The following is a 25392-nucleotide window of genomic DNA, read 5'->3' as shown; positions in this document are numbered from 1 at the left end:
TGCTTGTTAAATGTTTATTCTTTTGGCCCATCACTCATACTTACCTAATAGAAGTCTTATGAACTTACCGATTGCAATAGCCCAACCGTACGCAATCAATATAAAACCACACAGAATACCAATTAACGTCATAGTTATAGAGATGATGAATAGGAACTTGAATTTAAAATAAGAAGCTATAAATCCCAGCAGCACCCCAATCAGTACGACGCAAAATACGACAAAGCCAGGGAACATTCTTTTATTATTCTGATCTGGCAGAAATTTATCAAAATTCATCTTAGCTCTATCAATTACGGACATTTAACGTCCCAAACACGGGCGAGCGAAACAACGTGTAGCGAGTCCGCGCCCAGCGTTTTTTGCTGGGCGTTTAGTGCTTTGGCTTGTTATATGGCTTGCCATGCTAGATTAATCTTGATTGCTTTATTTCTAATGGTACGACGATTTCCCTTAGTATTTCCGATGCTACCCAGACAGTTATTACTAAAACAGCTGACAATGTGGAAAAACCAAAGTTACTTAAGATGGTGAAGCTAGCTAAAAGAGCTGCTAAGTAGAGCACGAAAAAACACAATACATTTATTAGCCAATGTGTGCCAACCAAAGCGCCGCAACTTTTACACTTGGATCTACCCATTAATAAAGAAAGCTTTAGAACAGAGATCGTTTTATTTTTGCAACTAGGGCAACTTCTTTTCATCATACTTAAGCCATATAACAGTTTTAATCATTTGAAAGGTTCTTATATTTACATGTCGAGTATTTCTACTCAAGCACATGGCAAAAAACCATAATTTATTTTTAATTCAATCGGTTAAAGCGTTTTTAGGTTTTGCCGCTGAGGAAATATGGGATCGTTATCAACATATCTTTAATATGTGGAAAGAGTCAACAAAATAATTTTCACCGCAAATCAATAGCTTACGATAACAACACCTAAATACTCGGAATAAGTCAACTGAAAAGCTTGACTTGAGGTCATATAATTTTCATTATACTGTACATTAAAACAGTATTAACTAGATTTCGGATAAGAAGGAAAGATGTAATGGACGACATACGCCACTATGTATCCGCGGATAAACCTAAGCTTTTAGATCGCGTGCGGATTCATATTCGCAAAGCAGGTTTAGCTTATGCCACTGAGAAAACTTATATTCTTTGGATGCGTCGTTATATTAATTTTCATCAGAAAAAACATCCTGCAAAAATGGGAAAGGATGAAGTCGCGGAATTTTTAAATTATCTGGGAATACAAAGGAATTGTTCGGTCAACACGCAGAAGACTGTCTTAAATTCATTAAGTTACTTATATAACAAATTTCTGTTTATCAACATTGATAATTTAGACTTTAAGCCCGCCAGAAATTTTCGTCGTTTACCTGTTGTCTACGACCAAGAAGAGTTGTCGAAAATATTTTCTACTTTAAAAGGGGTTCACCGCTTACAAGCTTCGTTGATGTATGGCACGGGAATGAGATTGGCAGAGTGTTTATCGTTGCGTATTAATGACGTGGATTTTTCGAGTAATAATATTTTTGTTCGCAACGGAAAGGGTGGTAAGGATAGAGCAACGATATTGCCTGAAAAATTGATCCCTCAATTGAAGCGACAAATAGAACAAGTAAAAATTATTCATCAGCAAGATTGTATTGATGGCTATGGCGATGTCTACCTGCCCAATGCACTCAGTAAAAAATACCCGAATGCTGGGCGTGAGTTAATGTGGCAATATTTTTTCCCGAGCGCCAGAATCGGTATGGATCCACGCAGCGGTGTACTCCGTCGGCATCATGCTCACCCAAGCTCTATCAGTAAAGCCTTAAAAAATGCTATGCGAAAATGCAATATAAACAAACCCGCTAAAACCCATTGTTTTCGCCACAGTTTCGCAACGCATTTACTAGAAGCGGGGTACGATATCCGAACCATTCAAGAATTATTGGGGCATTCGGATATTTCAACCACTGAGATTTATTTACATGTCATCAATCGTGGCGGCAAAGGTGTACTGAGTCCCTTTGATCGCACGGCTAATATTGGGGGAGTGGGAGTAGAAGAACCGGAAACTTTGTATCTCACCGCGACAGCATAGCGGCATTAATTCTTATGCTTACTCGTTGTTAATTTTTTACATAAACTAATGCGACTCCAAATACGCTTCGATTCTCAATTGGCGATTTAACAGTTTTAAAAATAATTTTCGCAGCCAGTATTTTCCTTTTTTATCCACACAGGAAAAATCATTCACGGTAATCGCGTTTTCAGCGAGGAGCTGATCCAATTTATTAGCATCGACTTCTAATAATATTCGCTCTGGCATAGAGAACCCCTTTTCAGGCTTGACCCTAATTTAGAATGCCGCTATCTTATTGCAAATGACAATCATTATCAATAAGGAATTCCTATGGCCTATCTTTGTCCTCGCCACCAAATAATCATTTCAGATAATAATCAGCTTGCCCATGAACTCTGGACTGGCGCTATGGAAAGCGGCTACGAGGCGCTGAACCAGCATAATTTCAGTGACGCTCGTAACTTTTTTGGTTCTGCTTACGAAATTGCCATACTTCGAAACCGCGCTAAATTAGCGTCGCCAGCCCCTGAATCAGGGGCTTTTGGTATAGAGCATCTGCTGGATTCCGGGAATTTATTGCTCAGGGTGCTAATGGAGCTAGGCTTATTTGACGAGGCGGAAGTTTGCCTAATGACGGTACACAACAGCTTGCTACAGAGTGCTGCGACTGAACCAAAGCCCTGCAATCTGCGTAGAATGAGGTTATTGAGATCGGCAAATGACAGCTTGGACCGCCTTACAGACGAATTGTCGATTAGCGATAAACTAGAGTTTTATAGGCGATCGAGAGAGCAAGGGGCCATTAAAAATTTATCTAAGAGTGCGAGTCTCCATTAGCTACTAACGATCCGGCATCGCGAGCATGCTTGCAACGGTCCGCAATAATGTATGGGTAGCGGCTCAGTTCTCCAACTTTAATTTCCAATACATGAACCTTTTCGCTATCCTTTTGATCAAAGCGAAGACTTTAACCAATCCAACGCGAGCCAAGTGAAATACTATGCTGATTAAAACTGCAAAACCCAGCCAGGTAAAAGAAAATGAAATCACTCCGGAAACGATCTATACGGAGCGTCGAAATTTACTACAAGGCATGGGGCTGGCCGGATTAAGTTTGGCAGGTATGGGCTTAAGCACTTCTAGTCAGAATACTCAGGCGCAGTCAGCTGCCGTAGCTGTTGGTAAGAATTTAGATTTTAAGAATCTGCAAAACCCAAAACCCGATTTCGACATGACACCTGTCGATAAAGCAACGACCCACAATAATTTTTATGAGTTTGGCACCCGCAAATTCGAACCCGCGATGAACGCCAAAGATTTTAAAGTCGACCCATGGACTTTAGAAATTAGTGGCGAAGTTGACAAGCCCGTTACCATTGATGTTTGGGAATTAATTAATTCAACCGCATTAGAAGAACGCATTTATCGATTTAGATGTGTAGAGGCCTGGTCGATGAATATCCCCTGGATAGGAATCGAACTTGCACAACTTATTAAACAGGCGCAACCAAATAGTCGCGCAAAGTTTGTCGCTTTTGAAACGCTTTATGACCCTGAACAAATGCCCGGACAAAAATCGCGGCGAATTGGTGGGGGCATTGATTACCCCTATGTTGAAGGGTTGCGTATCGACGAAGCCATGCACCCACTAAGTATGATGGTCATCGGTATGTACGGTAAAACTTTGCCTCCACAGAACGGTGCGCCACTACGATTAATGTCACCCTGGAAATATGGTTTTAAAGCCATTAAATCTATCGTAAAAATAAAACTCGTTGAAAAAATGCCGCCCACAACGTGGAATATTCTTGCCGCGAATGAATATGGGTTTTATGCGAATGTAAATCCTGAAGTCGATCATCCTCGATGGTCACAAGCGAGCGAACGCTTTGTTGGCGAAGGTCGACTTGCAAAAAGAAAAGCGACTCTCCCTTTTAATGGCTACGCGGAAGAAGTGGCAAGCCTCTACAGCGGAATGGATTTAACCCGCTGGTTTTAATAAGTGACATCATCTATACAAAGTAACAATAAAATTAAACTCAGTATTGGGCCTCGCTCTGCTCTCGGTTTACAGATTTTCTGTCATATCGCTAGCGTGACTCCTTTGTGTTGGCTGTGCTGGGCTTTTTTCCAAGACCGTCTTGGTGGCGATCCGGTTCAATACATTACCCATTTTTTGGGCTTGGGTGCCTTACGCTTACTCTTACTCAGTTTATGTATCACGCCCTGTGCTAAATTCTTTTCCTCGGCGCGCTTGTTAAAACTTCGCCGGCCTTTGGGTTTATGGTGTTTTGCATGGGCAAGCTTACACTTTGCTGTTTGGATTTCTTTAGACTTGCAGTTTTTTTGGAGTTTAATTGGAGAGGAAATAGTTGAACGGAATTATTTACTCGTAGGCTTTGGTGCTTGGCTTATATTGCTGTCTTTGGCGCTGACGTCTCTCCCCCAATTACGACGAGTGATGGGACGCGCATGGAAGAAGTTACATAATTGGATTTATCTCGTGACGATTTTAGCAGTGGTGCATTTTCTGTGGGCGGTTAAGAGCGGATATATTGAACCAGGGATTTATATTTTAGTTGCCTTGATATTACTTCTACTGCGGAAAGATGTTTTATTAAAATACTTTGTTAAAAAAAGATAAGGTAAAAATAAAAAAGGCCAGCGCAGTTGCTGACCTTTTTACTATATTCATCTATTTTTTCAATATAGCTTAGAGCGGCTTATACATAAGTTGTTTAACTTGGCTTTGCAATTGGCGCGAATAGCGAAGATCGCGGTTCTGAATCATACCTATGAAAATAATGTTTTCGACAGGGTCAATCCAAAACCATGTTCCGGCGATCCCCCACCACCAAAAACTACCTTCTGATACACCATCAGCCGCTTCTGAATCATTCACAACAGCGAAATCTAAACCGAACACGTTGCCGGGGTAACCGCGCCCGATACTTTTTACGGAATCGGGTAGATGATTCTGACGCATTAGTTGTGCGGCTTGTTTCGATAAAATTCGTACACCATTTAACTCGCCCTCATTTAAATGCATTTGTGCAAATTTCAAATAATCACTGGCTGTCGAAGTCAAACCACCACCGCCTGAAAATAGTGAAGGCTTTTCAAGAAATGCGCTATTTTCTGCACTCGTTAATTTTCCACCTTGTCCCGGCGCATATTGCCGTGAAAGTCGATCAGCTTTTTCTGGCTTTACATAAAATGCTGTGTCATTCATTTGGAGAGGATCGAATATTCGCTCCTGTAAATAAACATCAAAAGATTTTCCGGAGAGCGCCTCAACTAAATAGCCTTGAACGTCAACCGAAACGCTGTATACCCATTGTGTACCTGGTTGATGATTCAAGGGGATTTTTCCCATCTTGGTCACCATGTCTTTTAAAGTTGAGTTGCGATCGAGTATGCCTTCTTTGGTGTATAGCTCAGCAACAGGACCCCGCGATAAACCGAGGGTATAAACCAAACCACCCGTATGGGACATCAATTCTCGAATTGTCATTGGGTGATCAGCAGCAACTGTTTCTAAATTTTCTAAAGTAGCGCCGTCTTTTAACACACGCATATCTTTAAATTCTGGAATGTATTTTTCTACAGGATCGTCGAGTTTAAATTTTCCTTCGTCGTACAAGGTCATTAACGCCGTTCCAGCAATAGGTTTGGTCATAGAAAATATACGGAAGATAGTATCCTCGGTCATTGGCGTTTTATTTTCTAAATCGCGATAGCCATGAGATTCGAATAACTGTACCTCACCCTCTTTCGCTACCAATGTGACAATACCCGCTAACTTTCCATCGTCGACAGCTTGTTTGGTTACTGAAGAGATCGCATCGAGACGCGCCTTATCGATTCCTGCTGCATTAGCGCCGGCCCAAGATGCAACAAATACTATGGTCGTTATCGCTGTTAAAATTTTACGTCTTATGAATTTTTTATTGTTCATATTATTTTCCTATCAAAGAAAAGGGCCACTGGCTTTAAATTAAAAATCTCGCTATAGCTACAGAGGGGCTCCAAACAAGTCGTGATCACTGGTGATATTAGATCACCAAGCACGGGACATCTAGCAAACTGCTGTGTAAATTTGTGAAAACCTCAGGAGCAGATACTCATTTGACAGCGCTCACAAGGGACAAGGAGGGAGCAACAACAAAAAAGCCACCCAGAATAGGTGGCCTCTTATCAAATCGTACTAAGTGATACAGAACCGCTACAAGGGCTTATACATTAGTTGTTTGATTTTGTTCTGTGTTTGCATTGAGTAATAGAAGTCGTCATTTTGAATCATGCCGATAAAAATAATGTTTTCAACAGGGTCGATCCAGAACCAAGTACCTGCAATGCCCCACCACCAATGCGTTCCTACCGGCGCACTCGCCTTCTCAGCGTCATTCACTACAGCGAAGTCAACGCCAAATACATTACCCGGATAAAACGCACCAATGTTCTCAATATTATCGGGTAGTAAATTTGATCGCATAATATCTATCGCCTCTTCCGACAAAATACGCTTGCCGTCTAACTCACCTTTATTTAAATGCATTTGTGTAAAGCGCATATAATCGCTCGCAGTTCCTGTTAAACCACCGCCGCCAGAAAAGAATGCTGGTTTCTCTAAAAATGAGCCGTCTTCCGTACTAATTAATTTTCCATCTTTAGGCATATACTTTCTTGCGAATCGATCGGCCTTTTCAGGTGCGACATAAAAACTTGTATCCTTCATGCCGAGAGGGTCAAATATTTTCTCTTGTAAATACACATCAAGTGTTTGACCAGACAACACTTCGACTAAGTAGCCCTGAACATCAACAGAAACACTGTAAACCCACTGCGAACCCGGCTGATGATTTAAAGGGATTTTCGCTAAGGCTGGGATCATCTCATTGAGAGGAACATTTCTGTCTAAGATTTTAGCGTTAATATATGCAGTAGGAATTGGGCCTGCAGAGAGTGGTGGCATGTAGGTTAAGCCACCGGTATGGCTAACCAACTCTTGAATAGTCATCGCGTGGTCTGCCGCTACGGTTTCAAAACTGCCATCTTCATTTTTTGATTTAAATACTCGAGCGTTTTTAAATTCGGGAATGTATTTTTCTACTGGATCACTAAGTTTAAACTTCCCTTGATCGTGTAAGGTCATCAAGGCAGTACCAACAATGGGCTTCGTCATCGAAAAAATTCGGAAAATACTGTCGGTTTTCATCGCAATTTTATTTTCAATGTCTTGATAACCATAAGCTTGAAACATTTGAACTTTGCCATCTTTAGCTACCATAGTAACGGCGCCGGACAATTTGTTCGCATCGATTCGCGCTTGCATTTCTTTAGCGACTGCATCTAAACGCGCCTGTTCAATTTCTGCCGCTGATAACAATGACGAAGACAACACGCCTAAAGTTGTTATCAGCAACAAAGCATTACGTAATGTTTTATTCATTTTTGATTCCTATTGACTAGCTAGAATTTCAAAGTTTTGGTTATTGTGAGAGATGGCAAGTGCTTGGTAGCGGGAGATAGCTACGAACGACACTTTAGTAAAAATCGCCAGTTGAAATTTGGCCTATTAGAGCATCAAATATTATCGACATCCACACCACAAGTGGATATTCAATTAAATTTTTCGAACTATAAAACAGATCTAGTGAGTTTAATAAGGATCGCGTATAGATTGAGAATAAGTGGCAAATAAGATCAGCCACCCGAAAGTTTGCCTGGGCCTTGCCAAACTCGATCCGCTTGTTATTTTTTCACCACAAAAAAACGGGAACTTGTGAGTTCCCGTTTTTATGACAAACTTAACTGATCAGCTAAGCAAATACAAACTACCCTTTATTTCTTAAGGCATCTCGTATTTCGGTGAGCAATACTTCTTCTTTAGAAGGTTTTGGCGGCTCTGTCGGAGCTTCTTCTTCTTTTTTCTTCATGGAGTTTATCGCTTTCACACCCATGAAGATCGCGAAGGCTACAATAATGAAATCGACCAAAGCTTGAACGAATTTGCCATAACTGATGACGACTGCAGGGTTTTCACCGACGGCTTCTTTGAGAACGAAAGCTAGATCTGAAAAGTCTACTCCCCCCAACAAGATGCCAATCGGCGGCATAATGACATCACCAACAAACGATGAAACAATTTTACCAAAGGCCGCACCAATGATAATACCAACAGCCATATCAACTACATTTCCCTTTACCGCAAAACTTTTAAATTCACTTAACATTCCCATGGTTATTGCCCTCTATTTTTTAGCATTGATTGATTAATATTAAACTTTTAGATTTTTATATGCGCTTCGAGATAAATCGAAAAATATTTAAAATAAATCTAACCCCATCACGTCTGGCTATTAAGTTATCGATAACTTAAGTATGTCAAATCTCAAGATGAGAAAGCCTTAAAATACTGGGGATTAAAACTGGCGCTTGTAAAAAGCAAACGTAAGTATGCTGAAGCTTAGAAGTAGAAACAATTAGTATCTCAACTGAAATTGTCAATTATTGTCATATATCTGGGATCCGATAGAAATTTGATCGCTCCAAGAGAAAACCTCCTACTTTTTTATTATTCTTACACCGTCGCTTGTCTAACAAGCAAGTTCGCTAAGATTGCGTCGAAATAGAGATAGCTAAGGCGCTCCATCAACGTTAAATTATCGCGAAAACCGATATTCTGAATTTTTTATAGATGCCTAGCGATATTTATGATCCGCGACAAAGGGATTAGTCGCTCGCTCCTGCCCAAATGTCGACATCGGACCGTGGCCAGGAATAAATTTTACGTCATCACCCAAAGGCCAAAGTTTTTCTCTAATTGATCGAATCAGGGTGTCATGATCACCACGAGGAAAATCACTACGGCCAATCGAACCTTGGAAAAGTACATCACCCACTATCGCCAACTTGCTTTGTGGGTCGAATAAAATAACATGGCCAGGGGTGTGACCAGGAGTATGGATAACATTGAGTTCGACATTTCCTACTTTCACCGTATCCCCTTCGTGCAGCCATTGAGAAGGCTCAAAAGCCTCTGCCGGAGGAAAGCCGGACATACGGCACGCTTCCGGTAAACCATCTAACCAAAATTTATCGTCTTCTTGCGGCCCTATCACCGGCACTTTATATTTACCAGCCAAGTCCATCGTGCCCGCGACATGATCAAGATGACCATGGGTCAAAATAATTTTACGCAAATCAAGTTGATACTGGTCGAGTACAGATTGGATCATATAGAGGTCACCACCGGGATCAACAACAGCCGCTTCATTGGTTTCATCACACCAGAGCACGCTGCAGTTTTGCTGATAAGGGGTAACAGGTACGATTCGGTAGTTCAGCATATTATTTCCAATAACTATCACGACAGTTTTATTTGCCAGGGATTTTAAACTAGATTCGCTGGATATGCAGCCACTCTTCTGAGTGAAGTGCAGCCGCATTTAAGGTGTGCGCAAAGTTTTTATGTTTGCATAATCCACTGTTTTTTATCTAGCGAAATAGTGTAATGTTAGCCACTCGCAAAGCACCAATTTAGGAATTAAAAACATTATGGCGTCAGCCAGAAAAAGTTCATGTTTATAACAATAATCATTAACATCATTATCGTTATGCTAGTTGTGCTGATTCATTACGAAGCACTCAGCCTGATGTCGAAAGGTTTAGTTCGCTTCAAATCACGCCACCGTATTATGGTTGTCGCGGGTGTATTAGGCGCTATTCTTGCTCATGTTACTGAAATATGGGTTTTTGGTTTTGGATTTTACTTTATGTTACACATGGAGGGTCTTGGTGAACTACAAGGAAATTTTGATGGCAGTATTGTCGATTGCGTTTATTTTTCTATCACGAATTATACCTCTTTAGGTTACGGAGATATTGAACCCTTAGGGTATATTCGTTTTCTCGCTTCGATGGAAGCGCTTACCGGATTGGTGCTGATTACCTGGAGCGCATCCTTTATGTTTATCGAAATGCAGAAATTTTGGAAAAACAATTAATGTATTTGGATGATTCCTTCGCAAACTAACACTGCGGTCCCACCAATACGTAGAGTTAAAGTGTCAATTTGTTTATTGTCAATTTCAACATGTAACAAACTTTGGCGTTTTTGTTTTAATCCTCGCTCTGCGATAAAACTATAAGTTCCTTTTTTAACATGTTTATGGGCACACAAAAACGCAGAAAAAGCAGGAATGGCGGAACCAATCGGGGGATCATTCGCCTCGTCGATTAGTGGCCCCAGTAAACGCAAGTGGAAATCGCTTCCGGCAGTTTCAGTTTCTTGAGAAAACAAAATAATTTGCTGTGCTAGGGTGTTGGGAGCGAGGGATTGATTCCACGCTTGCTTATTAAATGAAGCCTCGTAAACTGCTTTCAGTGAGCGGATGGGGACAACAATATAAACTCCTTGATTAGCGACCAGGTAACTTTGGAAATTTTTGATCCCTATTGCCGAGCTAGGAATAGAAAGTAGTTCTGCTAACTCTTCGTTACTAGGAACATAGTTGTCAACAACTGGCTCGGTAACTAAAGACAAAGTGGAAAACAAACTGTCTTTTTCAGTTTGCGTGACATGTACATCGAGGCTGCCATGATTGTGGTCGAATTTTAAGGGAGTGTGACCTTTTTGTAGCTTTAATCGATCAGTAGAGGCTAATACATGTGCCGCAGCAATCGTAGTATGACTGCCAAATTCAATTTCTTTGTGCGGTGTAAATAGACGGAGGCTAAAATGATTATCGCCACCGTCATTTCCACTAACAAAAGCGGTCGACCACAAATTTAGTTCGCTTGCGATTTTCTGCATTTGTTCTTTATTCAGAGTTTCAGCATCAGGGATCACGGCAACTTGCGCGCCACCAAAAGTTTTATCGGTAAAAACATCGGTGGTATAAAAAGGAATTTTTGTTATCGCAGCTTTACTCATTATTTTATGCTCCTAAATTTAAAACAAACTATTATGCATATTTATTAATAGTTCAAGGAAAAAATAGTTGGAGGCAAGTACAGTGTTTTGGAATCTGCACAATATTGGGGCGATCGCTAAAATTTAGCCGTCGGTTTGATTTTTCACGGATTTAAAAAATAATATTTTGAGCTAAATCGTAAGGTCAGAGGAAATCTTAATGCCAGCACAACCACTACTTTGTTTCGCCCACCGTGGCGGTCGGGGCCACGGAACTGAAAATACTTTGGATACGATTCGCCAAAGCCTTGCTCTAGGTGTCGACGCGATTGAGATCGACGTTTGGTTAATCGGGGATACGCTATTAGTGACTCATGATCGCCGCTTGGGCAGAGTTATTCGTGGTGAAGGCCTTCTCCTCGACATTGATACAAGTTTAATTTCAGAACTTCGAAATTATGATGATTCTACGGTGGCAAATTTACGTGATGTATTGGAACTGATTGGCGACAAGGCGATGCTGAATATCGAGATCAAGGGGCCAGATTCTGTAACAACAATCGTCGACACTCTTAGGGTATTCGTTAAAGAAACAGGGATAGACCATCGCAACTACATAATTTCAAGTTTTGATCATCAGCAATTATTTTGGCTAAAACAAAACGCACCGGAATTTCGACGTGGAGTCTTGATCTGCAATATTCCGCTGGATTATGCCGCGTGTTGCGACGCGATAGATGCCTATTCATTCCATCCTAGCATTGATTTTATCAATCAGGCGCTTGTTGACGACGCAAATAAACGCGGTTTAAAAATCGTGGTTTACACCGTGAATGATGAAGAAGATTTTAGAATGCTTAGCGAGATGGGCGTTGCCGGTGTTTTTACTGATTACCCTGACCGTCTTATTGCTTTTAATAATTCGCTTAATAAATAATTTACTTCTTATAGACGACATTGAAAATATCGGCAACGTTATAAGGGCGCGACCCCTGAAAGCACGAACGCTGGATTGTTACACAACAACTTCAGACAACTGCTCTAACAAAGCCGCCAGATCATCTTGCGGCTCAAGACATTCATCGCCGACGCAAACAAGCCCTTGCTCATCTTCCAATAAAAATAATTCTGGCGGATGAATATCGGAATCAAGAGGCACCCAGTAACAATGGACAAGCTCGCCATATTGTATTTGTATAGTTTGTCGCCATTCGCGCATTTGCTCTCCGCCCTTCAGCATAACTTGAACCGGTGCCGAGAGAAATTCAGCCAAACCTAACAATGCATTGTGATGGTTTTTAGGTTGATTAAGCATCGACGCCCAACCACTTAACAAAGTACGCTTTGCGCAATCCAGATAGCGAGGCTCAGCACATAGATGCCCCATACGACCAAATATTTTTGCCGCGACTCCATTACCGGCCGGTAACACACCATCTGAAAATGGCTTCCCGCGGTATGCTAGTTCTTCGTGATCGTGGGCAGAAAAATAAAAACCGCCATTTTCTTTATCTTCGAAATTTTCAATTAAGGATTCCGCTAGACCACACAAAAATCGGTAGTCTTCATCACGCCACTCAATTCTTAACAGCTCGCTTAAACCGTCCATTAAAAATACGTAATCGTCCAAGTAAGCCGTATACTTGGCCTTATCATTCTGCCATGTAGCATATAAACGTTGATTCAACCAAAGATTGTTACGAATAAAATCGACAGCTTGCTGTGCTGCTTTTCGATAACTATCGTCTTGAAAAATTCTCCCCGCAACTGCAAGGCCGCGAATCATCAATCCATTCCAAGCTGTCAGAATTTTATTGTCGCGTATTGGTTTGATTCTTGACGTTCTAGCTTGACGCATTTTTTCGTGGGCGGACTCTAGCAACTCATTAACATTGGTCTCATCTAATTCTAATTCTTCGATGATGCTTCCCCAATCCCGCTCACGGTGTAAGTGCCAAAGATTTTCAAAGTTGGGCACTTTATCGAGTTCGTAAACCGCTCTCACTACGCCGTTCTCTTTGGCACTCAACAATTCATTCAGTTCTTCCACATCCCAAGTATAAAAACCACCCTGACGATTATCAGCATCTGCATTGAGCGAGCCGTAAAATGCGCCATTACTTGAACGCATTTCTTCAAGCGCCCACCGAGCAATACCGCGGGCGCATCGTTCAAAGTCTGAGTAACTGAAAATCGACCAAGCTTGAGAATAAATCGCTAGCAACAATCCATTGTCATAGAGCATTTTTTCGTAATGAGGGATCATCCACTCATCGTCGGTTGAATAGCGAAAAAAACCTCCGCCAATTTGATCATTAATCCCTGAGCGACACATCATCAACAAGCTGCGTTCGAAATGATTGCGTGCACCCTGCGTCAATTCGTTTTTATGCAACTGTGTTACAAATAATCTCTCCAAGCTTGTCGCCATCGCAAATTTTGGAGCACGACCAAATCCCCCGGATTGCAAATCAGCATCATTTAACAAATCAATTGCTGCTCGCTCGATAGGAATTTCGTTAAGTAAGGTATCTGAATGGTCAGCACTTTCTTGTTCGGCCAAACTTTCAAAACTTTCTCTTACTTGGTCCAACACAGAAACAAAATCTTTACCTCGAGTTTGATAATAGTCGTTCACTTTAAGTAGTAATTCCTTAAAGCTCATGCGACCCTGCGTATTTTGTTTAGGAAAATAAGTACCAATTAAAAACGGAAGCTTGGTTCTCGGGCACAAAAATGCTGTCAATGGCCATCCGCCTGGCAAGCCGGTTAAAAATAAATGTGAGGTTTGATAGACAAGATCAATATCGGGTCGTTCTTCACGATCGACTTTAATATTGATGAATTTTTCGTTCATCAATTCTGCTGTTTCTTCATCTTCGAAAGATTCTTTAGCCATCACATGACACCAATGGCAAGCAGAATAGCCAATAGATAATAAAATGGGCTTATCTTGCTGATCGGCAAGCTCCAACACCTCGTCAGTCCACTGTTGCCATGCAACGGGATTGTCTTTGTGTTGTAGGAGATAAAGGCTCGTTGTCGCGCCCAAGGTATTTTTGATAATAGTCATGATTACCGGCAAATAAGGTACAGCTGAATCCCCGCTATAGTGATAATCGGCTCCGCCGATTTATTGCTTATGATCGTAAGAGTTGACCAAACGACCAATCAAATCTTGCAAGCAAACTCGCCTCTTGAAACAGCCAAAACCGTTGTGTTTATTTGCTCTTTTAGAGTCTTATAGCCACATTGATTTCGGAGAAAGTCTGAGCAATGATCTTTAATTCACTACACGCCCCAATGTTGATTAATGCACAGTAACCAATTCAATTAATGAGCGCTAGTAGCATACCCAAATCTACTTACTCAACGGAAGATTTTGTGGATGATCACACAAGAATTCGGCCTAAAAATTTCCCTAGAAAAGGGAACCACTTAGTCGCATAGCTATGTAGACTGAATGATTATGCTAGCAAGATGTATATTCATCATCGCTAGTTTTCTAGCAGGCTTTTAAAGCATTGTATTCCGCAGCGAGCATTGAATAGATGGCTTGGTCTACATACTTTGAGTAGAGCCACTCACTCTGCCTTAATGTTGCTTCGTAAGTGAAACCTAGTCGCTCTGGTATCGCTCGGCTTTTCTCATTGCCAACGGCACAATGAATCTCGATTTTATTAAGATTAAATTCACCATAGCCAATTTCTAGGATTTCAGTGATGGCATGGGAAATAATTCCCTTACCCTCAAAGGGTTGAGCTAACCAATACCCGATAGAACCAATTTTGTGCTGTTTATTTATTTCATGGAAGCCTGCAACACCGCAAATAACGCCTTCATATTTAATTGCATAATTTCGAGCGCCGCCAGTCGAAGACTCTGCAATAGTAGACTCAATGAATTTTTTTGTGTCATGACTCGATTTAATAAAGTCTAACCAAGGAAGCCATTCCCTAAGATGCTCTCTATTTGCTTCCGTTAGATCATACAGCTCCTGGGTATGATCCAGCGTAAGTTGTTCCAATATGATCTCCGGTTTCACTCGATATTCCATTTGTAGTGATATTTAGCAGTAAACTTAGAAGGCGTCGAGAAATGATAATGAATTCGAGAACATAGTTATAAGACTATCTCACCGGACGCCTGTTTATCGGCATGGTAGGAGGACCGAACTAATGGTCCGCAGGCGGCGTGAAGAAAACCTAGCTCTTGTGCAAGCTGCTGATACTCTGCAAATTCGTCGGGATGAACATAACGGTCAACGGGTAAGTGGTCACGTGATGGCTGCAAATATTGCCCTATGGTTAACATATCGACATCGTGCTCACGTAAATCTTTTAGGACTTGAAAAATTTCTTCCTTTGTCTCGCCTAATCCAACCATCAAACCGGACTTTGTTCTCACATCAGGTCGCTTTGCTTTAAATTCTTTTAATAGTTTTAATGACCACTGATAATTCGCTCCGGGTCTCGCCTGACGGTATAAACTCGGTACAGTTTCGAGATTATGATTAAAGACATCTGGCGCATGTTCCTCGAAATGAATTAAAGCCTCTTGCATTCTGCCACGGAAATCTGGTGTTAAAACCTCTACCGTTAAATTCGGAGAGAGTGCACGCGCTTCGCGAATACATTCTGCGAAATGTTCTGCGCCGCCATCTCGCAAATCATCTCTATCAACCGAGGTGATTACGACGTATTTTAATTTCATTTCCGCAATCGCTTCGGCGAGATGTCTTGGCTCATCGACATCCAGAGGGTTGGGTTTTCCGTGGCCTACATCGCAAAAAGGGCAACGTCGTGTGCAGATATCACCCATCACCATAAATGTCGCAGTGCCACCCGAAAAACATTCTCCCAAATTCGGACAACTGGCTTCTTCGCAGACACTGGATAAATTATTTTTTCGAAGGATTTTTTTAATGCGGTCAACTTCTGGTGACGCAGGAACTTTAACTCGTATCCACTCGGGTTTTCGTAACAAGGTATCGCTAGCGATTACTTTAACGGGAATGCGCTCTACTTTATCAGCATCTCGTAATTTTTCGCCCTGAGCTCGACGTCGAGTACGTTGAACAGGAATTTCATCGGAACCGTTTTTCATAATGCTAAGGACACTAGTTTATATTTTAATAAAAGTTTATTGGATACGTAAACGCCGCAACTTAGTTGTGTAATTTCGCGAGGACTCAAGTATTCGGTGGGAATATTTTTTTAAAACTCAATACTTCACAAAATTTTTCTACTAAAGTGGCGGCGACTTGGTCAACATCAATATTTAAATTTTTTGGAGCTTTATCTATCATTTGAACCACGCCCAAGCCTGGATAACCACAGGGATTAATTCTCGTAAACGGCTCGAGATCCATTGCCACATTCATACTCATACCATGGAAACTACACCCTTTTCTAACGCGCAAACCGAGCGCCGCAATTTTTTCATCGTTAACATAAACACCCGGCGCACCATCTTGCCTTTCGGCTCGTATTTGATATTCGCTCAGGGTTTGAATTAAAACCTCTTCAATCTTTTCAACCAATTCACGCACGCCAATTTTAGCGCGCTTTAAATCAAGTAAAGAGTAAGCAATAAGTTGGCCGGGGCCATGGTAAGTTACTTGTCCGCCTCGGTCGCACTGCACGACGGGAATATCTTTAGGCAAGATAATATGTTCTTTTTTACCTGCCTGGCCCAAAGTAAATACAGGTGAATGTTGAACTAACCATAATTCGTCAAGAGTATCTGCATCACGCGTATTGGTGAAGGCTGTCATTGCCTGCCAAGTTTTCGAATAATCCTCGACGCCGAGATCGCGAATTATTAACGCTTGTTCGTTATTTACCACTACAACACCATTTTAACGGCTTGTATGGTTTTCAACTCTTCAAAAATGGATTTCAATTGTGGTTCGCCTGTCGCGGTAATATATACGGTCACCGCCGTATATCGTCCGTTTCGGCTATCGCGAACAGTGATTTTAGTTTGATCGAAATTCGGCGAATGTTTTTCAACAACGGTAACGACTACAGAGTGAAAATCATCAATCGCATCGCCCATGATTTTTATCGGGTAATCTTCGCAGGGAAATTCGATTTTTGGTGCTTCTATTTCACTCATAACACTAACTCATCAATCCTGTCTTTATAAAATATTTCAAATTTGATTGGAAAAATTTTACAGCAAACCAAACAAATTCATAAAAAATAACTTGATGCTATCCCAAGTTCGCGCAAAAAAGCCGGCCTGCTCGATCTCTTGCTTAGCTACTAAAGGCAGCTCTAAGATTTGCTCGCCATCTAAGTCGATAGTGATTTTTCCGATTTCCTGACCAAGCTTGATTGGCGCTTTAATAACTTTGTCGATATGCATTTGTGCTTGCAACTTATCTTGCGCGCCTCTTGGCAAGGTAAGGTTGGTATCTTCTGCTACGCCCAGACTAAGCTCATCGGTTTTACCAGACCACACTCGGATTTTGCTAACTTCGTCGTTTACTGAGTATAGCTGATGGGTTTGAAAGTAACGAAAACCATAAGTCAGTAGCTTTTGCGATTCCACCATACGGGCATTATCGGACCGAGTTCCCATCACAATAGCGATAAGACGCATGCCATTTTTCTTGGCCGATGACACTAAGCAATAACCCGCTTCTTCGGTGTGACCGGTTTTTATACCATCAACACTGGGGTCTCTGGATAACAATCTGTTTCTATTGGGCTGGTTAATATTGTTATATTCGAAGCTTTCTTCCGCATAAATTGCGTAGTGCTCGGGGTGATCATTAATAAGCGCTTTGGCGAGCAACGACAGATCTCGCGCAGTCGTTAAATGGCCTTCTGCTGGCCATCCCGTCGCATTTTCATAATGTGTACTATTCATTCCCAACAAAGCGGCTTGTTGATTCATGATGTCAGCAAAAGCCGATTCACTGCCTGCAACATGCTCAGCTAATGCAACGCTAGCATCATTTCCCGATTGAATAATGACTCCCCGCATCAAGTCACCGACCGAGACTTGCGTTCCTTCGCGAATAAACATTTTGGAGCCTTCCATCTGCCAGGCTTTAACACTGATATTCACCATCGTAGATTCGGACAAGTTACCTCGTTCAATCTCTCCGGAAACAATGTAGCTCGTCATCATTTTTGTAAGGCTTGCTGGCGGAAGTTGCACATCCGCATTCTTTTCTACGAGAACCTCTCCAGTGGTCGCATCAATCAGTAAGTATCCCGACGCTGCCAATTGTGGCGGGGCAGGAATAATGATGTCTTGTGCAAGGGCGCCAGATAAAACCACCATGCAACAGATTCCAAAAACTGATTTTTTCAATACAGCAAACAAAATAATTCCCCTTCTTTTACTATTTGTATTCATTTATTTTCCTAAACTCAACGAATCGCTACTCAACTCATCGCAACTACCGCGAAACACCCTTACTCCGTTGGTAAAATTTTCTGCAGATAAAATTTACGCCGGGATTCTAACATTTGATCTTAAGAATGGCCTATTCATAAACCACATAAGGCTGCGCTAGTTTTTGCTTAATCAATGATTCCTGCAAATTCACCAATTCCCAATTGTCGTCTATCGGACCAACGCGAACTTTGTACAAAACGCTTGCGGAAACCGAGCGAATTATTGATACCGGATAGCGCGTCAATGAGGAAATTTTAGCTTGCAAATTTTCTGCAGAAGCCTGCGAGCTAAACGCCCCCGCTTGCAAATAGGTATTTTCTGGCAAGCGGTAACCCGCCGAATTCACTGGTGCCGGTGCCGATTGCTCACCCGAGCTCTGACTCCTGGTAACACTATTGGATGGGTTAGAAGACTCTCCCGAACTATAGGTGCGAGGATCAATCAATTTAACTTCTACTTGAGCTGTACCAATATGCTGAAAGTCTAGTTTTTTTGCTGCGGCATAAGTTAAATCAATTATTCGGCCATCATGAAATGGGCCGCGATCGTTCACCCGTACAATAATTGTTTTTTTGTTTTTTAAGTTGGTCACTTGAACAAACGAAGGGATGGGCAGCGTCTTATGGGCTGCGGTCATACCGTACATATCATAGACTTCGCCATTTGAGGTGCGTCTGCCATGAAATTTATTTCCGTACCAGCTGGCAATGCCGCGCTCTTGATAACCACTGGGATCACTCATCACCCGATAAGTTTTACCCATTACGACGTAAGGTGATTTATTTCCGGCGGCAGTGATCGGCTCAACTCTTGGAACCGCATCAGGAATATGAGATACGTCCATAGGTCTCGCAGGCCCACTATCCTTACCGGGCGAAGGAGAAGTCGAAGAAGTACGAAAACCGGAAACGCAACCTGCCAGTGATATCGACATTATGCTAAGCAAAATAATTAAATATTTTCTGTTTATCGCTACCATTTTAACGCTCGAACTCCCAAAAAATTTAAAAACAAACTTACTCGACTCTCTATCTTACTAAAACTGCTAGCCTTACATTTGTTGCTTTATCGCCTGACTCAATTGATACACAGCCATCGCGTACAAATGGCTGTGATTGTAGCGAGTAATAACGTAGAAGTTTTTCAAGCCCAAATAATATTCCATACCCTCATCACCCTCTAGCGCCAGTGGGATCGCTTGTTGATCTGAGTCAACGGTTTGATTTGGAACAAAGTTTGAGGCGCTGAGCGTTGAAATAGTTTTCTCAAGCTTTAACTTATTGGTGTCGAGGCTGTTTAAATCCACGCCCGTATACTTCGCTGGCACAAGGACTGCTCCACCCGTCGACCAATGATGCTGTTTAAAATAATTTGCGATACTGCCAATCGCATCGACCGGATTATTCCAAATATCGGCGAAACCATCTTGATCATAATCGACGGCGTAGGCTCTATAACTAGAGGGAATGAATTGTCCGTAGCCCATGGCGCCAGCGTAAGAACCGGTTAAACTGACAGGATCTTGTTTTTGCTCTCTCGCCAACAATAAAAAATTTTCAAGTTCCTTACGGAAAAATGCTGCGCGAGGAGGATAATCGAACCCAAGTGTTGAAAGCGCGTCAATCACTCGGTAACTACCTTGCACTTCGCCGTAACGTGTTTCTACTCCTAAAATAGCAACGATTACTTCAACATCAACACCAAAGTCTTGCTGCGCTTTTTCGAGAGTGGCTCTATGTTTCTGCCAAAATTTCGCGCCCTTTTCAATACGCTCCGGCTTTAGAAAGATATTTCGGTATTGCGCCCAAGTTAAGGTTTTTTCCGCCGGCCGAGAAATAGCATCAATTATCTTCTGCTGTTTATTGGCCTGGGAAAATAGTGAGATTAGATCAGATTTGGAAAATTGATGGCTTGAGACCATGTCATCAATAAATGCGACTGCGAGAGGATTTTTCGTATAGTCGGAATGGGTATTAAAACTGACAATACCCAAAAACAAAAAAACGCATACTGAAATATATTTTTTAGTTAAAAGATAAATGATTTTCAAAATGCCCCCCGGCAAATAATGTTCCCACTAAGGAAATATTTCATTTTAAAAAGTTAATATTAAACCGTGACTCTGCGCTGTTCGGTACTGATCGCCATCAACAAACCAAAGGCCATCATCAGTGTTATCATTGATGTACCACCGTAGCTCACTAATGGTAATGGCACTCCCACGACGGGCAATAATCCCACCACCATCCCGACGTTCACAAAGACATAAACGAAAAACGTTAACGTGAGGCTACCGGCCAATAGGCGCCCGAAAGTATCTTGTGCATTCAGAGCGATAACAAAACCCCGACCTATAATTAACAAATAAATCGTTAACAAAGCAAGAATCCCGATCAAGCCAAATTCTTCAGCTAGCACGGCTATAATAAAATCGGTATGACTTTCGGGTAAAAAATCTAGATGCGACTGCGTACCTTGCATCCAACCTTTCCCCGACAAGCCGCCAGAACCAATTGCCACTTTCGACTGAAAAATATTCCAACCTGCACCCAGTCGATCATCATCCGGTCGGAACATGGTAAGAATTCGTTGTTTTTGATACTCACGTAAAACAAAAAGCCAAATTGGCCACGCACTAGCGACCAACAGAACCAAAGCACCTACAATATAGCGCCAACGCAAACCCGCCAAAAATAAACCCGCCAAGCCCGAGGCCGCAATCAACAAGGAGGTACCTAAATCAGGCTGACGTAAAATCATTAGCGTGGGAATAAAAATGATAATTAACGCCCACACCACGTGTTTAATATTCGGAGGTAAATGTCGCTGTGATAAATATCCAGCGACAACGATGGGCAGGGCTACCTTTACAATTTCTGAAGGCTGAAATCGAAAACCACCCAAACTTAGCCAGCGCTGAGCGCCTTTTGAACCACTACCAAAAAACATCACCAACACTAGAAGAACAACACCGATGATCCAAAAATAAGGCGCCCAACGAATTAATGCATGTAACTGAACTTGTGCGACAACCAACATAATTAAAAACGCGACGCCCAAGCGAATCACTTGTCTTTCAATATAATAATGGCTTTCACCACTAGCGCTATATAAAACGACCAAGCCAAAAGTAGACAGAGCCATCAACATAAACAATAAAGGGACATCAATTCTAAACCGGGCCGCCAGACTGCTGCGACGACGTAAATCGTGACTCGCCTCGGGCATGCGCCTTAAAAAATCTTGATCGGACACTATTACTCCGCCTCGGTGGATAATAATTTTTCGCGCTCTAACTCAACTCGATAATATGTATCCAACACTTTACGCGCGATAGGTGCGGCAATTTCACCGCCGTGGCCTTTATTTTCTACAATGACAGAAATAGCAACTTTAGGTTTGTCGGCAGGGGCATAAGCCACGATTAACGCATCATCACGATAGCGCTCGGCCAACTCGTCTTCTTTATATTTTTCATCTTGCCCTATGCTGATCGATTGCGCAGTTCCGGTTTTTGCTGCCATCCGATAATCCAAATCCTTACTAATACTACGAGCCGTTCCCTTTGGGTGATGAACAACTTGCTCCATAGCCGCCAACACATAATTCCAATTTTCATCTTTCGCGACGACAATATTTTTCGGCTTCGCAACAACCTGATCCATCAATAAAAGATCTGATTGCCATTTTGGCTGTACGACTTTTAATTTCGGCCGCTTGCCGCGCGATGCCATCGTTGCGGTCATAACCGCGAGTTGGGCAGGCGTTAATAGCACATCACCCTGACCAATACCCACATTTAAGGTGTCGCCGAGACCCCAAGATAACCCGCGTTTTTCGCGCTTCCATTGCGGCGAGGGCCAAATTCCCGAACCTTCGCTTGGAATATCGATTTCTGTTTTTTCACCTAACCCAAATTGCCGGCCGAAGGGTACAACTTTATCAATTGTCATTTCGTTGACGAGGTTAAAGAAATACGTATTACACGACTCAATAATTGCCTGTTTTAGGTCAACTGCCTTTCCGTGACCCCAACTTATGTGATCGCGAAAGCGGCGCTTTACACCGGGCAACTGAAAAAAACCGGGGTCATTAATTGTCGTGTGAGGAGTAATAACACCCGCTTCTAATCCAGCCAAGCCCAACATCGGCTTAAGTGTCGAACCCGGTTCGTAAGCGCCTTGTAACGCGCGATTAAACAATGGGTTTTCTGTTGACTCGTTGAGTGCACGATAATCTTTGCTCGATATTCCGGTGACAAAAAGATTTGGGTCAAAACCAGGGTTAGAAACGATAGCAATCACGCCGCCAGTTTCAACTTCGACGACGACAATCGCACCGCGTAAATCTTGCATTGCCTCAATCGCCGCAGCTTGGACTTTGGCGTCGACATATAAATGCAAATCTTGCCCCGGTAACGGATCGAAGCGCTCTAATTCTCGTAGTACTCGACCGCGTGCATCAGTTTCTACATTGCGATAACCCACGGTACCTAGCAACATTTCTTCGTATTGTTTTTCAATGCCAATTTTTCCGATCGCGTTAGTGCCACGATAACGCTCATATTGCTCTTCTGAAAAACCGGATAATTCTTCCGCATTGATTCGACTTACATAACCGACGCTGTGTGCAAAAGCCTCACCAAAAGGGTAGTAACGAACTAATTGTGCCTCTACTTCTACGCCAGGCAAACGAAATTCATTCACGGCAAAACGTGCAATCTCTTCTTCGTTTAATTCGCTACGCAATAATACCGGCTCAAAGGGGCGACGACGTTGTGCAAGATTTTTTTGGAAGCGTTCAAGGTCTGCTTCACTAACCTCTATTAAACTTCCGATTAACGCGAGAGTTTCATCGATATCGTTTACGCGTTCTTTAACAATGGTTAAGGTATAGCTGGGTCGGTTGTCTGCAAGTAAGACACCGTTGCGATCATAAATAAGGCCACGTGTAGGAGGGAGGGCCTGGACTTGAATCCTATTGCGATCTGATTGCGTCGCGTAATCCTGATAATCGGTTATTTGCAAATCATAATAACGATACACCAGCAAACCCATGAGAAAAATAACGACCGCGAACACAAACCATACGCGATGACTAAATATTCGCGATTCATTGTAATGATCTTTTAATTGCAAATGATCAGACATAGAACAAGATTCGTTTTGTGGTTTTATTTTTAAATTGAGATTGAACTGTGTTTATATCGAACAATACTGGCAATTCTGTGTTCTCGTTTTTACATATTCGCCACAATTCCCCGTCGAACATCGCGCAAAAAAAATGGAGGCAGAAAATATAAAACCTAATTGTTTTGCTTTTTAAAAAATTGGTCCATCGACACAACAATTTATCAAAGTAAAAAATAAAATCGAAAAAGCCAAATTAAAATAACTACATTGAAAAAATACTAAAGAACCAACAAATCTACTTATGGTAAGGATGATTGTTTAACAAACTCCAAGCTCGATATAGTTGTTCGACAATAACCACTCTGACCAAAGGGTGAGGTAATGTTAACGCTGACAATGACCAAACCGTGTCCGCTCTTTGAATACATTTCTGCGACAATCCATCTGGTCCGCCCACCAAAAAATTAAGGTCGCGACCATCCATCTGCCATTTCTCTATTTGTTCTGCGAGCTGCTCAGTATTCCATTGCTTACCCCGACTATCGAGGGCAACTACACATTGTTTTTCTTGTACGGTGCTCAGTATTTTTTCTGCTTCTTGATCTTTGGCTTGCTGCACCGAAGCGGTTTTTCCTCGATGGGCGAGAGGGATTTCTTTCACCTCTATAGAAAATTCTTTAGGTAAACGTTTTTGATATTCAAGAACGCCACTGCTCACCCAGGTGGGCATTTTTGTTCCAATCGCTGTTAGCAGAATTTTCATCGCAGAAAGAAAATGCTTTAGTCGCCAGTCCTACCGACCGGCTCCAACGACCACAGCTTTTCTAAATCATAAAATTCGCGCGTGCTGGGCAACATCGCATGTACCACGGTATCACCAAGATCCACCAACACCCACTCACCGTCTTCTTTGCCCTCAATGCCCAGCGGCTGAATACCGGCGGCTTTAACGTCGGCGACGACATTATCCACTAAGGATTTAACATGGCGGTTCGATGTACCGCTGACAATAACTAAAGTGTCCATTACATCAGACATCTCTCTTACGTCAAGACTGACAATATCTTTGCCTTTTAGATCCTCTAGTGCGTTGATAATAATTTCGTTTGTCGAAGACGCCATATTTAAACCTATTCACCCTACTTAATTTAATAAAATTTTCTGTTTTGAATCACAGCTTTTTGATTGCCGCTTAATGCGAACCATAAAGATTATTCGCCTTTATATAGCGTAGTACTGAATCCACCAACAAAAACTGCGGCGATTCCGCCTTTGGAATCATTTCTCGAATCTCGGTTGCGGATATCGGCAACAAGGTCGACTCCAATATCACGATCGACCCCGATGGCCGAGCATGTAAATCGCCCCCACTGCCTTGATGTTGCTGGATAAACTCGGCGATTTCGCCAGATTCTGGTAAGGCTGAGTTTGGCCTTGCGGCAACGATGATGTGACCAAATGACAATAACTCCCGCCAACGATGCCACGTCGATAAATTAATTAACGAATCCATTCCCATCGACAAGCACAACGAAACATCAGAACCCAGTTGCTCTCGCAATACTTCCAAAGTGTGAATTGAAAATGAAGGCTCCGGATTGGCAAGCTCGATCTCATCGATTTGTAAGTGTGGACAATCACTTATCGCTAACTTCACCATGGCCGCGCGCTGTTCTGGACTAGCGACAGGCTCGTAACGATGAGGGGGAATGTGGCAAGGAACCAAGCGCATTTCATCTAAGTGCAATCGCTGCTTTAGTTCCAAGGCGACTCTGAGGTGCCCAACGTGGATGGGATCAAAAGTACCACCAAATAGACCAATAGTTTTTCGCGAAGTCATTAATTAC

At 42.1% G+C, this 25392-nt stretch carries 25 protein-coding genes; 6 read left to right on the top strand and 19 right to left on the bottom strand.

The annotated features are described in order from the left end of the window. Positions 1–1051 precede the first annotated feature (1051 nt). The gene (locus ACYUCY_RS01235; protein WP_460224616.1) at positions 1052–2098 is read left to right on the top strand and encodes an integron integrase; all 1047 of its coding nucleotides are present in this window, start codon (positions 1052–1054) and stop codon (positions 2096–2098) included. 45 nt (positions 2099–2143) lie between these two features. Here ACYUCY_RS01235 and ACYUCY_RS01230 read toward each other — a convergent pair whose 3' ends face one another. After that, a complete protein-coding gene (locus ACYUCY_RS01230; RefSeq protein WP_460224615.1) occupies positions 2144–2326 on the bottom strand; it encodes a hypothetical protein in 183 nt (60 codons plus the stop codon). 84 nt (positions 2327–2410) lie between these two features. On the opposite strand from ACYUCY_RS01230, the gene ACYUCY_RS01225 reads away from it, so the two are divergent. The 3 genes from ACYUCY_RS01225 to ACYUCY_RS01215 all read left to right on the top strand — a co-directional run bounded on the left by ACYUCY_RS01225 (position 2411) and on the right by ACYUCY_RS01215 (position 4724). After that, positions 2411–2917, top strand: coding sequence for a hypothetical protein (locus ACYUCY_RS01225; protein ID WP_460224614.1), 507 nt, complete (start codon positions 2411–2413; stop codon positions 2915–2917). Between the two features lie 163 nt (positions 2918–3080). Beyond that, complete coding sequence (gene msrP / locus ACYUCY_RS01220; RefSeq protein WP_460224613.1) at positions 3081–4079, top strand: protein-methionine-sulfoxide reductase catalytic subunit MsrP; 999 nt, start codon at positions 3081–3083, stop codon at positions 4077–4079. Between the two features lie 3 nt (positions 4080–4082). Next, positions 4083–4724, top strand: a complete 642-nt coding sequence (locus tag ACYUCY_RS01215; protein ID WP_460224612.1) for a protein-methionine-sulfoxide reductase heme-binding subunit MsrQ — start codon at positions 4083–4085, stop codon at positions 4722–4724. Between the two features lie 69 nt (positions 4725–4793). Here the strand turns inward: ACYUCY_RS01215 and ACYUCY_RS01210 are convergent, their stop codons facing one another. From ACYUCY_RS01210 to ACYUCY_RS01195, 4 genes are all read right to left on the bottom strand, one after another. Further along, the gene (locus ACYUCY_RS01210) at positions 4794–6038 is read right to left on the bottom strand and encodes a serine hydrolase domain-containing protein (protein ID WP_460224611.1); all 1245 of its coding nucleotides are present in this window, start codon (positions 6036–6038) and stop codon (positions 4794–4796) included. A gap of 267 nt (positions 6039–6305) precedes the next feature. Further along, a complete protein-coding gene (locus ACYUCY_RS01205; RefSeq protein ID WP_460224610.1) occupies positions 6306–7532 on the bottom strand; it encodes a serine hydrolase domain-containing protein in 1227 nt (408 codons plus the stop codon). 385 nt (positions 7533–7917) lie between these two features. Beyond that, positions 7918–8322: a large-conductance mechanosensitive channel protein MscL gene (mscL, locus tag ACYUCY_RS01200; RefSeq protein ID WP_460224609.1), complete on the bottom strand. Its 405-nt coding sequence runs from the start codon at positions 8320–8322 to the stop codon at positions 7918–7920. Between the two features lie 462 nt (positions 8323–8784). Continuing rightward, positions 8785–9432, bottom strand: coding sequence for an MBL fold metallo-hydrolase (locus tag ACYUCY_RS01195; RefSeq protein ID WP_460224608.1), 648 nt, complete (start codon positions 9430–9432; stop codon positions 8785–8787). Positions 9433–9663: 231 nt separating this feature from the next. Here ACYUCY_RS01195 and ACYUCY_RS01190 point away from each other — a divergent pair, with 231 nt between their 5' ends. Beyond that, positions 9664–10089 (top strand): ion channel, encoded by a 426-nt coding sequence (locus tag ACYUCY_RS01190; RefSeq protein WP_460224607.1) that lies wholly within the window; start codon positions 9664–9666, stop codon positions 10087–10089. On the opposite strand, the gene ACYUCY_RS01185 is transcribed toward ACYUCY_RS01190, so the two are convergent. After that, positions 10086–11018 carry a PhzF family phenazine biosynthesis protein gene (locus ACYUCY_RS01185; RefSeq protein ID WP_460224606.1) on the bottom strand — a complete coding sequence of 311 codons (933 nt, stop codon included), beginning with the start codon at positions 11016–11018 and terminating at the stop codon, positions 10086–10088. The genes ACYUCY_RS01190 and ACYUCY_RS01185 overlap by 4 nt on opposite strands. 199 nt (positions 11019–11217) lie before the next feature. On the opposite strand from ACYUCY_RS01185, the gene ACYUCY_RS01180 reads away from it, so the two are divergent. After that, complete coding sequence (locus tag ACYUCY_RS01180) at positions 11218–11934, top strand: glycerophosphodiester phosphodiesterase (protein WP_460224605.1); 717 nt, start codon at positions 11218–11220, stop codon at positions 11932–11934. Positions 11935–12012: 78 nt separating this feature from the next. On the opposite strand, the gene ACYUCY_RS01175 is transcribed toward ACYUCY_RS01180, so the two are convergent. The 13 genes from ACYUCY_RS01175 to nadD all read right to left on the bottom strand — a co-directional run bounded on the left by ACYUCY_RS01175 (position 12013) and on the right by nadD (position 25385). Then, entirely contained in the window at positions 12013–14070 is a 2058-nt protein-coding gene (locus ACYUCY_RS01175; RefSeq protein ID WP_460224604.1) for a thioredoxin domain-containing protein, read from the bottom strand. Positions 14071–14502: 432 nt separating this feature from the next. Further along, positions 14503–15042, bottom strand: a complete 540-nt coding sequence (locus tag ACYUCY_RS01170; protein ID WP_460224603.1) for a GNAT family N-acetyltransferase — start codon at positions 15040–15042, stop codon at positions 14503–14505. Positions 15043–15119: 77 nt separating this feature from the next. Beyond that, on the bottom strand, positions 15120–16103 hold the full coding sequence (gene lipA, locus ACYUCY_RS01165) for a lipoyl synthase (protein ID WP_460224602.1): 984 nt from the start codon (positions 16101–16103) through the stop codon (positions 15120–15122). A gap of 85 nt (positions 16104–16188) precedes the next feature. Beyond that, complete coding sequence (gene lipB / locus ACYUCY_RS01160; protein WP_460224601.1) at positions 16189–16845, bottom strand: lipoyl(octanoyl) transferase LipB; 657 nt, start codon at positions 16843–16845, stop codon at positions 16189–16191. Next, on the bottom strand, positions 16845–17117 hold the full coding sequence (locus ACYUCY_RS01155; RefSeq protein WP_460224600.1) for an HP0495 family protein: 273 nt from the start codon (positions 17115–17117) through the stop codon (positions 16845–16847). Before ACYUCY_RS01155 ends, lipB begins: the two co-directional genes overlap by 1 nt. 57 nt (positions 17118–17174) lie before the next feature. Next, entirely contained in the window at positions 17175–18296 is a 1122-nt protein-coding gene (locus tag ACYUCY_RS01150) for a D-alanyl-D-alanine carboxypeptidase family protein (protein ID WP_460225101.1), read from the bottom strand. Between the two features lie 205 nt (positions 18297–18501). After that, complete coding sequence (locus tag ACYUCY_RS01145) at positions 18502–19392, bottom strand: septal ring lytic transglycosylase RlpA family protein (RefSeq protein WP_460224599.1); 891 nt, start codon at positions 19390–19392, stop codon at positions 18502–18504. A 72-nt stretch (positions 19393–19464) separates the two neighbouring features. Further along, positions 19465–20463, bottom strand: a complete 999-nt coding sequence (gene mltB / locus ACYUCY_RS01140) for a lytic murein transglycosylase B (protein WP_460224598.1) — start codon at positions 20461–20463, stop codon at positions 19465–19467. A gap of 59 nt (positions 20464–20522) precedes the next feature. Next, complete coding sequence (gene rodA, locus ACYUCY_RS01135; protein WP_460225100.1) at positions 20523–21671, bottom strand: rod shape-determining protein RodA; 1149 nt, start codon at positions 21669–21671, stop codon at positions 20523–20525. Further along, positions 21671–23563 (bottom strand): penicillin-binding protein 2, encoded by a 1893-nt coding sequence (gene mrdA / locus ACYUCY_RS01130; RefSeq protein WP_460224597.1) that lies wholly within the window; start codon positions 23561–23563, stop codon positions 21671–21673. The genes rodA and mrdA overlap by 1 nt, the downstream gene beginning before the upstream one ends. 277 nt (positions 23564–23840) lie before the next feature. Continuing rightward, positions 23841–24308 (bottom strand): 23S rRNA (pseudouridine(1915)-N(3))-methyltransferase RlmH, encoded by a 468-nt coding sequence (rlmH, locus tag ACYUCY_RS01125; protein ID WP_460224596.1) that lies wholly within the window; start codon positions 24306–24308, stop codon positions 23841–23843. A 17-nt stretch (positions 24309–24325) separates the two neighbouring features. Continuing rightward, complete coding sequence (gene rsfS, locus ACYUCY_RS01120; RefSeq protein WP_460224595.1) at positions 24326–24667, bottom strand: ribosome silencing factor; 342 nt, start codon at positions 24665–24667, stop codon at positions 24326–24328. Positions 24668–24737: 70 nt separating this feature from the next. Beyond that, the gene (gene nadD / locus ACYUCY_RS01115) at positions 24738–25385 is read right to left on the bottom strand and encodes a nicotinate-nucleotide adenylyltransferase (RefSeq protein WP_460224594.1); all 648 of its coding nucleotides are present in this window, start codon (positions 25383–25385) and stop codon (positions 24738–24740) included. Positions 25386–25392: the final 7 nt, after the last annotated feature.

The sequence above is a fragment of the Aurantivibrio infirmus genome (assembly GCF_054767315.1).
The sequence above is the reverse complement of the archived record's forward strand: the minus strand, read 5'-3'. Positions and strand labels throughout refer to the sequence as shown.

Bases quoted from the DNA above. Each gene is read 5' to 3' on its own strand.
- ACYUCY_RS01185 (WP_460224606.1), bottom strand. From the start codon at position 11,018: ATGAGTAAAGCTGCGATAACAAAAATTCCTTTTTATACCACCGATGTT.
- mscL (WP_460224609.1), bottom strand. From the start codon at position 8,322: ATGGGAATGTTAAGTGAATTTAAAAGTTTTGCGGTAAAGGGAAATGTA.
- rsfS (WP_460224595.1), bottom strand. From the start codon at position 24,667: ATGGCGTCTTCGACAAACGAAATTATTATCAACGCACTAGAGGATCTA.
- ACYUCY_RS01230 (WP_460224615.1), bottom strand. From the start codon at position 2,326: ATGCCAGAGCGAATATTATTAGAAGTCGATGCTAATAAATTGGATCAG.
- ACYUCY_RS01235 (WP_460224616.1), top strand. From the start codon at position 1,052: ATGGACGACATACGCCACTATGTATCCGCGGATAAACCTAAGCTTTTA.
- mrdA (WP_460224597.1), bottom strand. From the start codon at position 23,563: ATGTCTGATCATTTGCAATTAAAAGATCATTACAATGAATCGCGAATA.
- ACYUCY_RS01205 (WP_460224610.1), bottom strand. From the start codon at position 7,532: ATGAATAAAACATTACGTAATGCTTTGTTGCTGATAACAACTTTAGGC.
- ACYUCY_RS01210 (WP_460224611.1), bottom strand. From the start codon at position 6,038: ATGAACAATAAAAAATTCATAAGACGTAAAATTTTAACAGCGATAACG.
- ACYUCY_RS01225 (WP_460224614.1), top strand. From the start codon at position 2,411: ATGGCCTATCTTTGTCCTCGCCACCAAATAATCATTTCAGATAATAAT.
- ACYUCY_RS01155 (WP_460224600.1), bottom strand. From the start codon at position 17,117: ATGAGTGAAATAGAAGCACCAAAAATCGAATTTCCCTGCGAAGATTAC.
- rlmH (WP_460224596.1), bottom strand. From the start codon at position 24,308: ATGAAAATTCTGCTAACAGCGATTGGAACAAAAATGCCCACCTGGGTG.
- lipA (WP_460224602.1), bottom strand. From the start codon at position 16,103: ATGAAAAACGGTTCCGATGAAATTCCTGTTCAACGTACTCGACGTCGA.
- ACYUCY_RS01180 (WP_460224605.1), top strand. From the start codon at position 11,218: ATGCCAGCACAACCACTACTTTGTTTCGCCCACCGTGGCGGTCGGGGC.
- ACYUCY_RS01145 (WP_460224599.1), bottom strand. From the start codon at position 19,392: ATGGTAGCGATAAACAGAAAATATTTAATTATTTTGCTTAGCATAATG.
- ACYUCY_RS01175 (WP_460224604.1), bottom strand. From the start codon at position 14,070: ATGACTATTATCAAAAATACCTTGGGCGCGACAACGAGCCTTTATCTC.
- msrP (WP_460224613.1), top strand. From the start codon at position 3,081: ATGCTGATTAAAACTGCAAAACCCAGCCAGGTAAAAGAAAATGAAATC.
- ACYUCY_RS01195 (WP_460224608.1), bottom strand. From the start codon at position 9,432: ATGCTGAACTACCGAATCGTACCTGTTACCCCTTATCAGCAAAACTGC.
- ACYUCY_RS01150 (WP_460225101.1), bottom strand. From the start codon at position 18,296: ATGGTGGTTTTATCTGGCGCCCTTGCACAAGACATCATTATTCCTGCC.
- nadD (WP_460224594.1), bottom strand. From the start codon at position 25,385: ATGACTTCGCGAAAAACTATTGGTCTATTTGGTGGTACTTTTGATCCC.
- ACYUCY_RS01190 (WP_460224607.1), top strand. From the start codon at position 9,664: ATGTTTATAACAATAATCATTAACATCATTATCGTTATGCTAGTTGTG.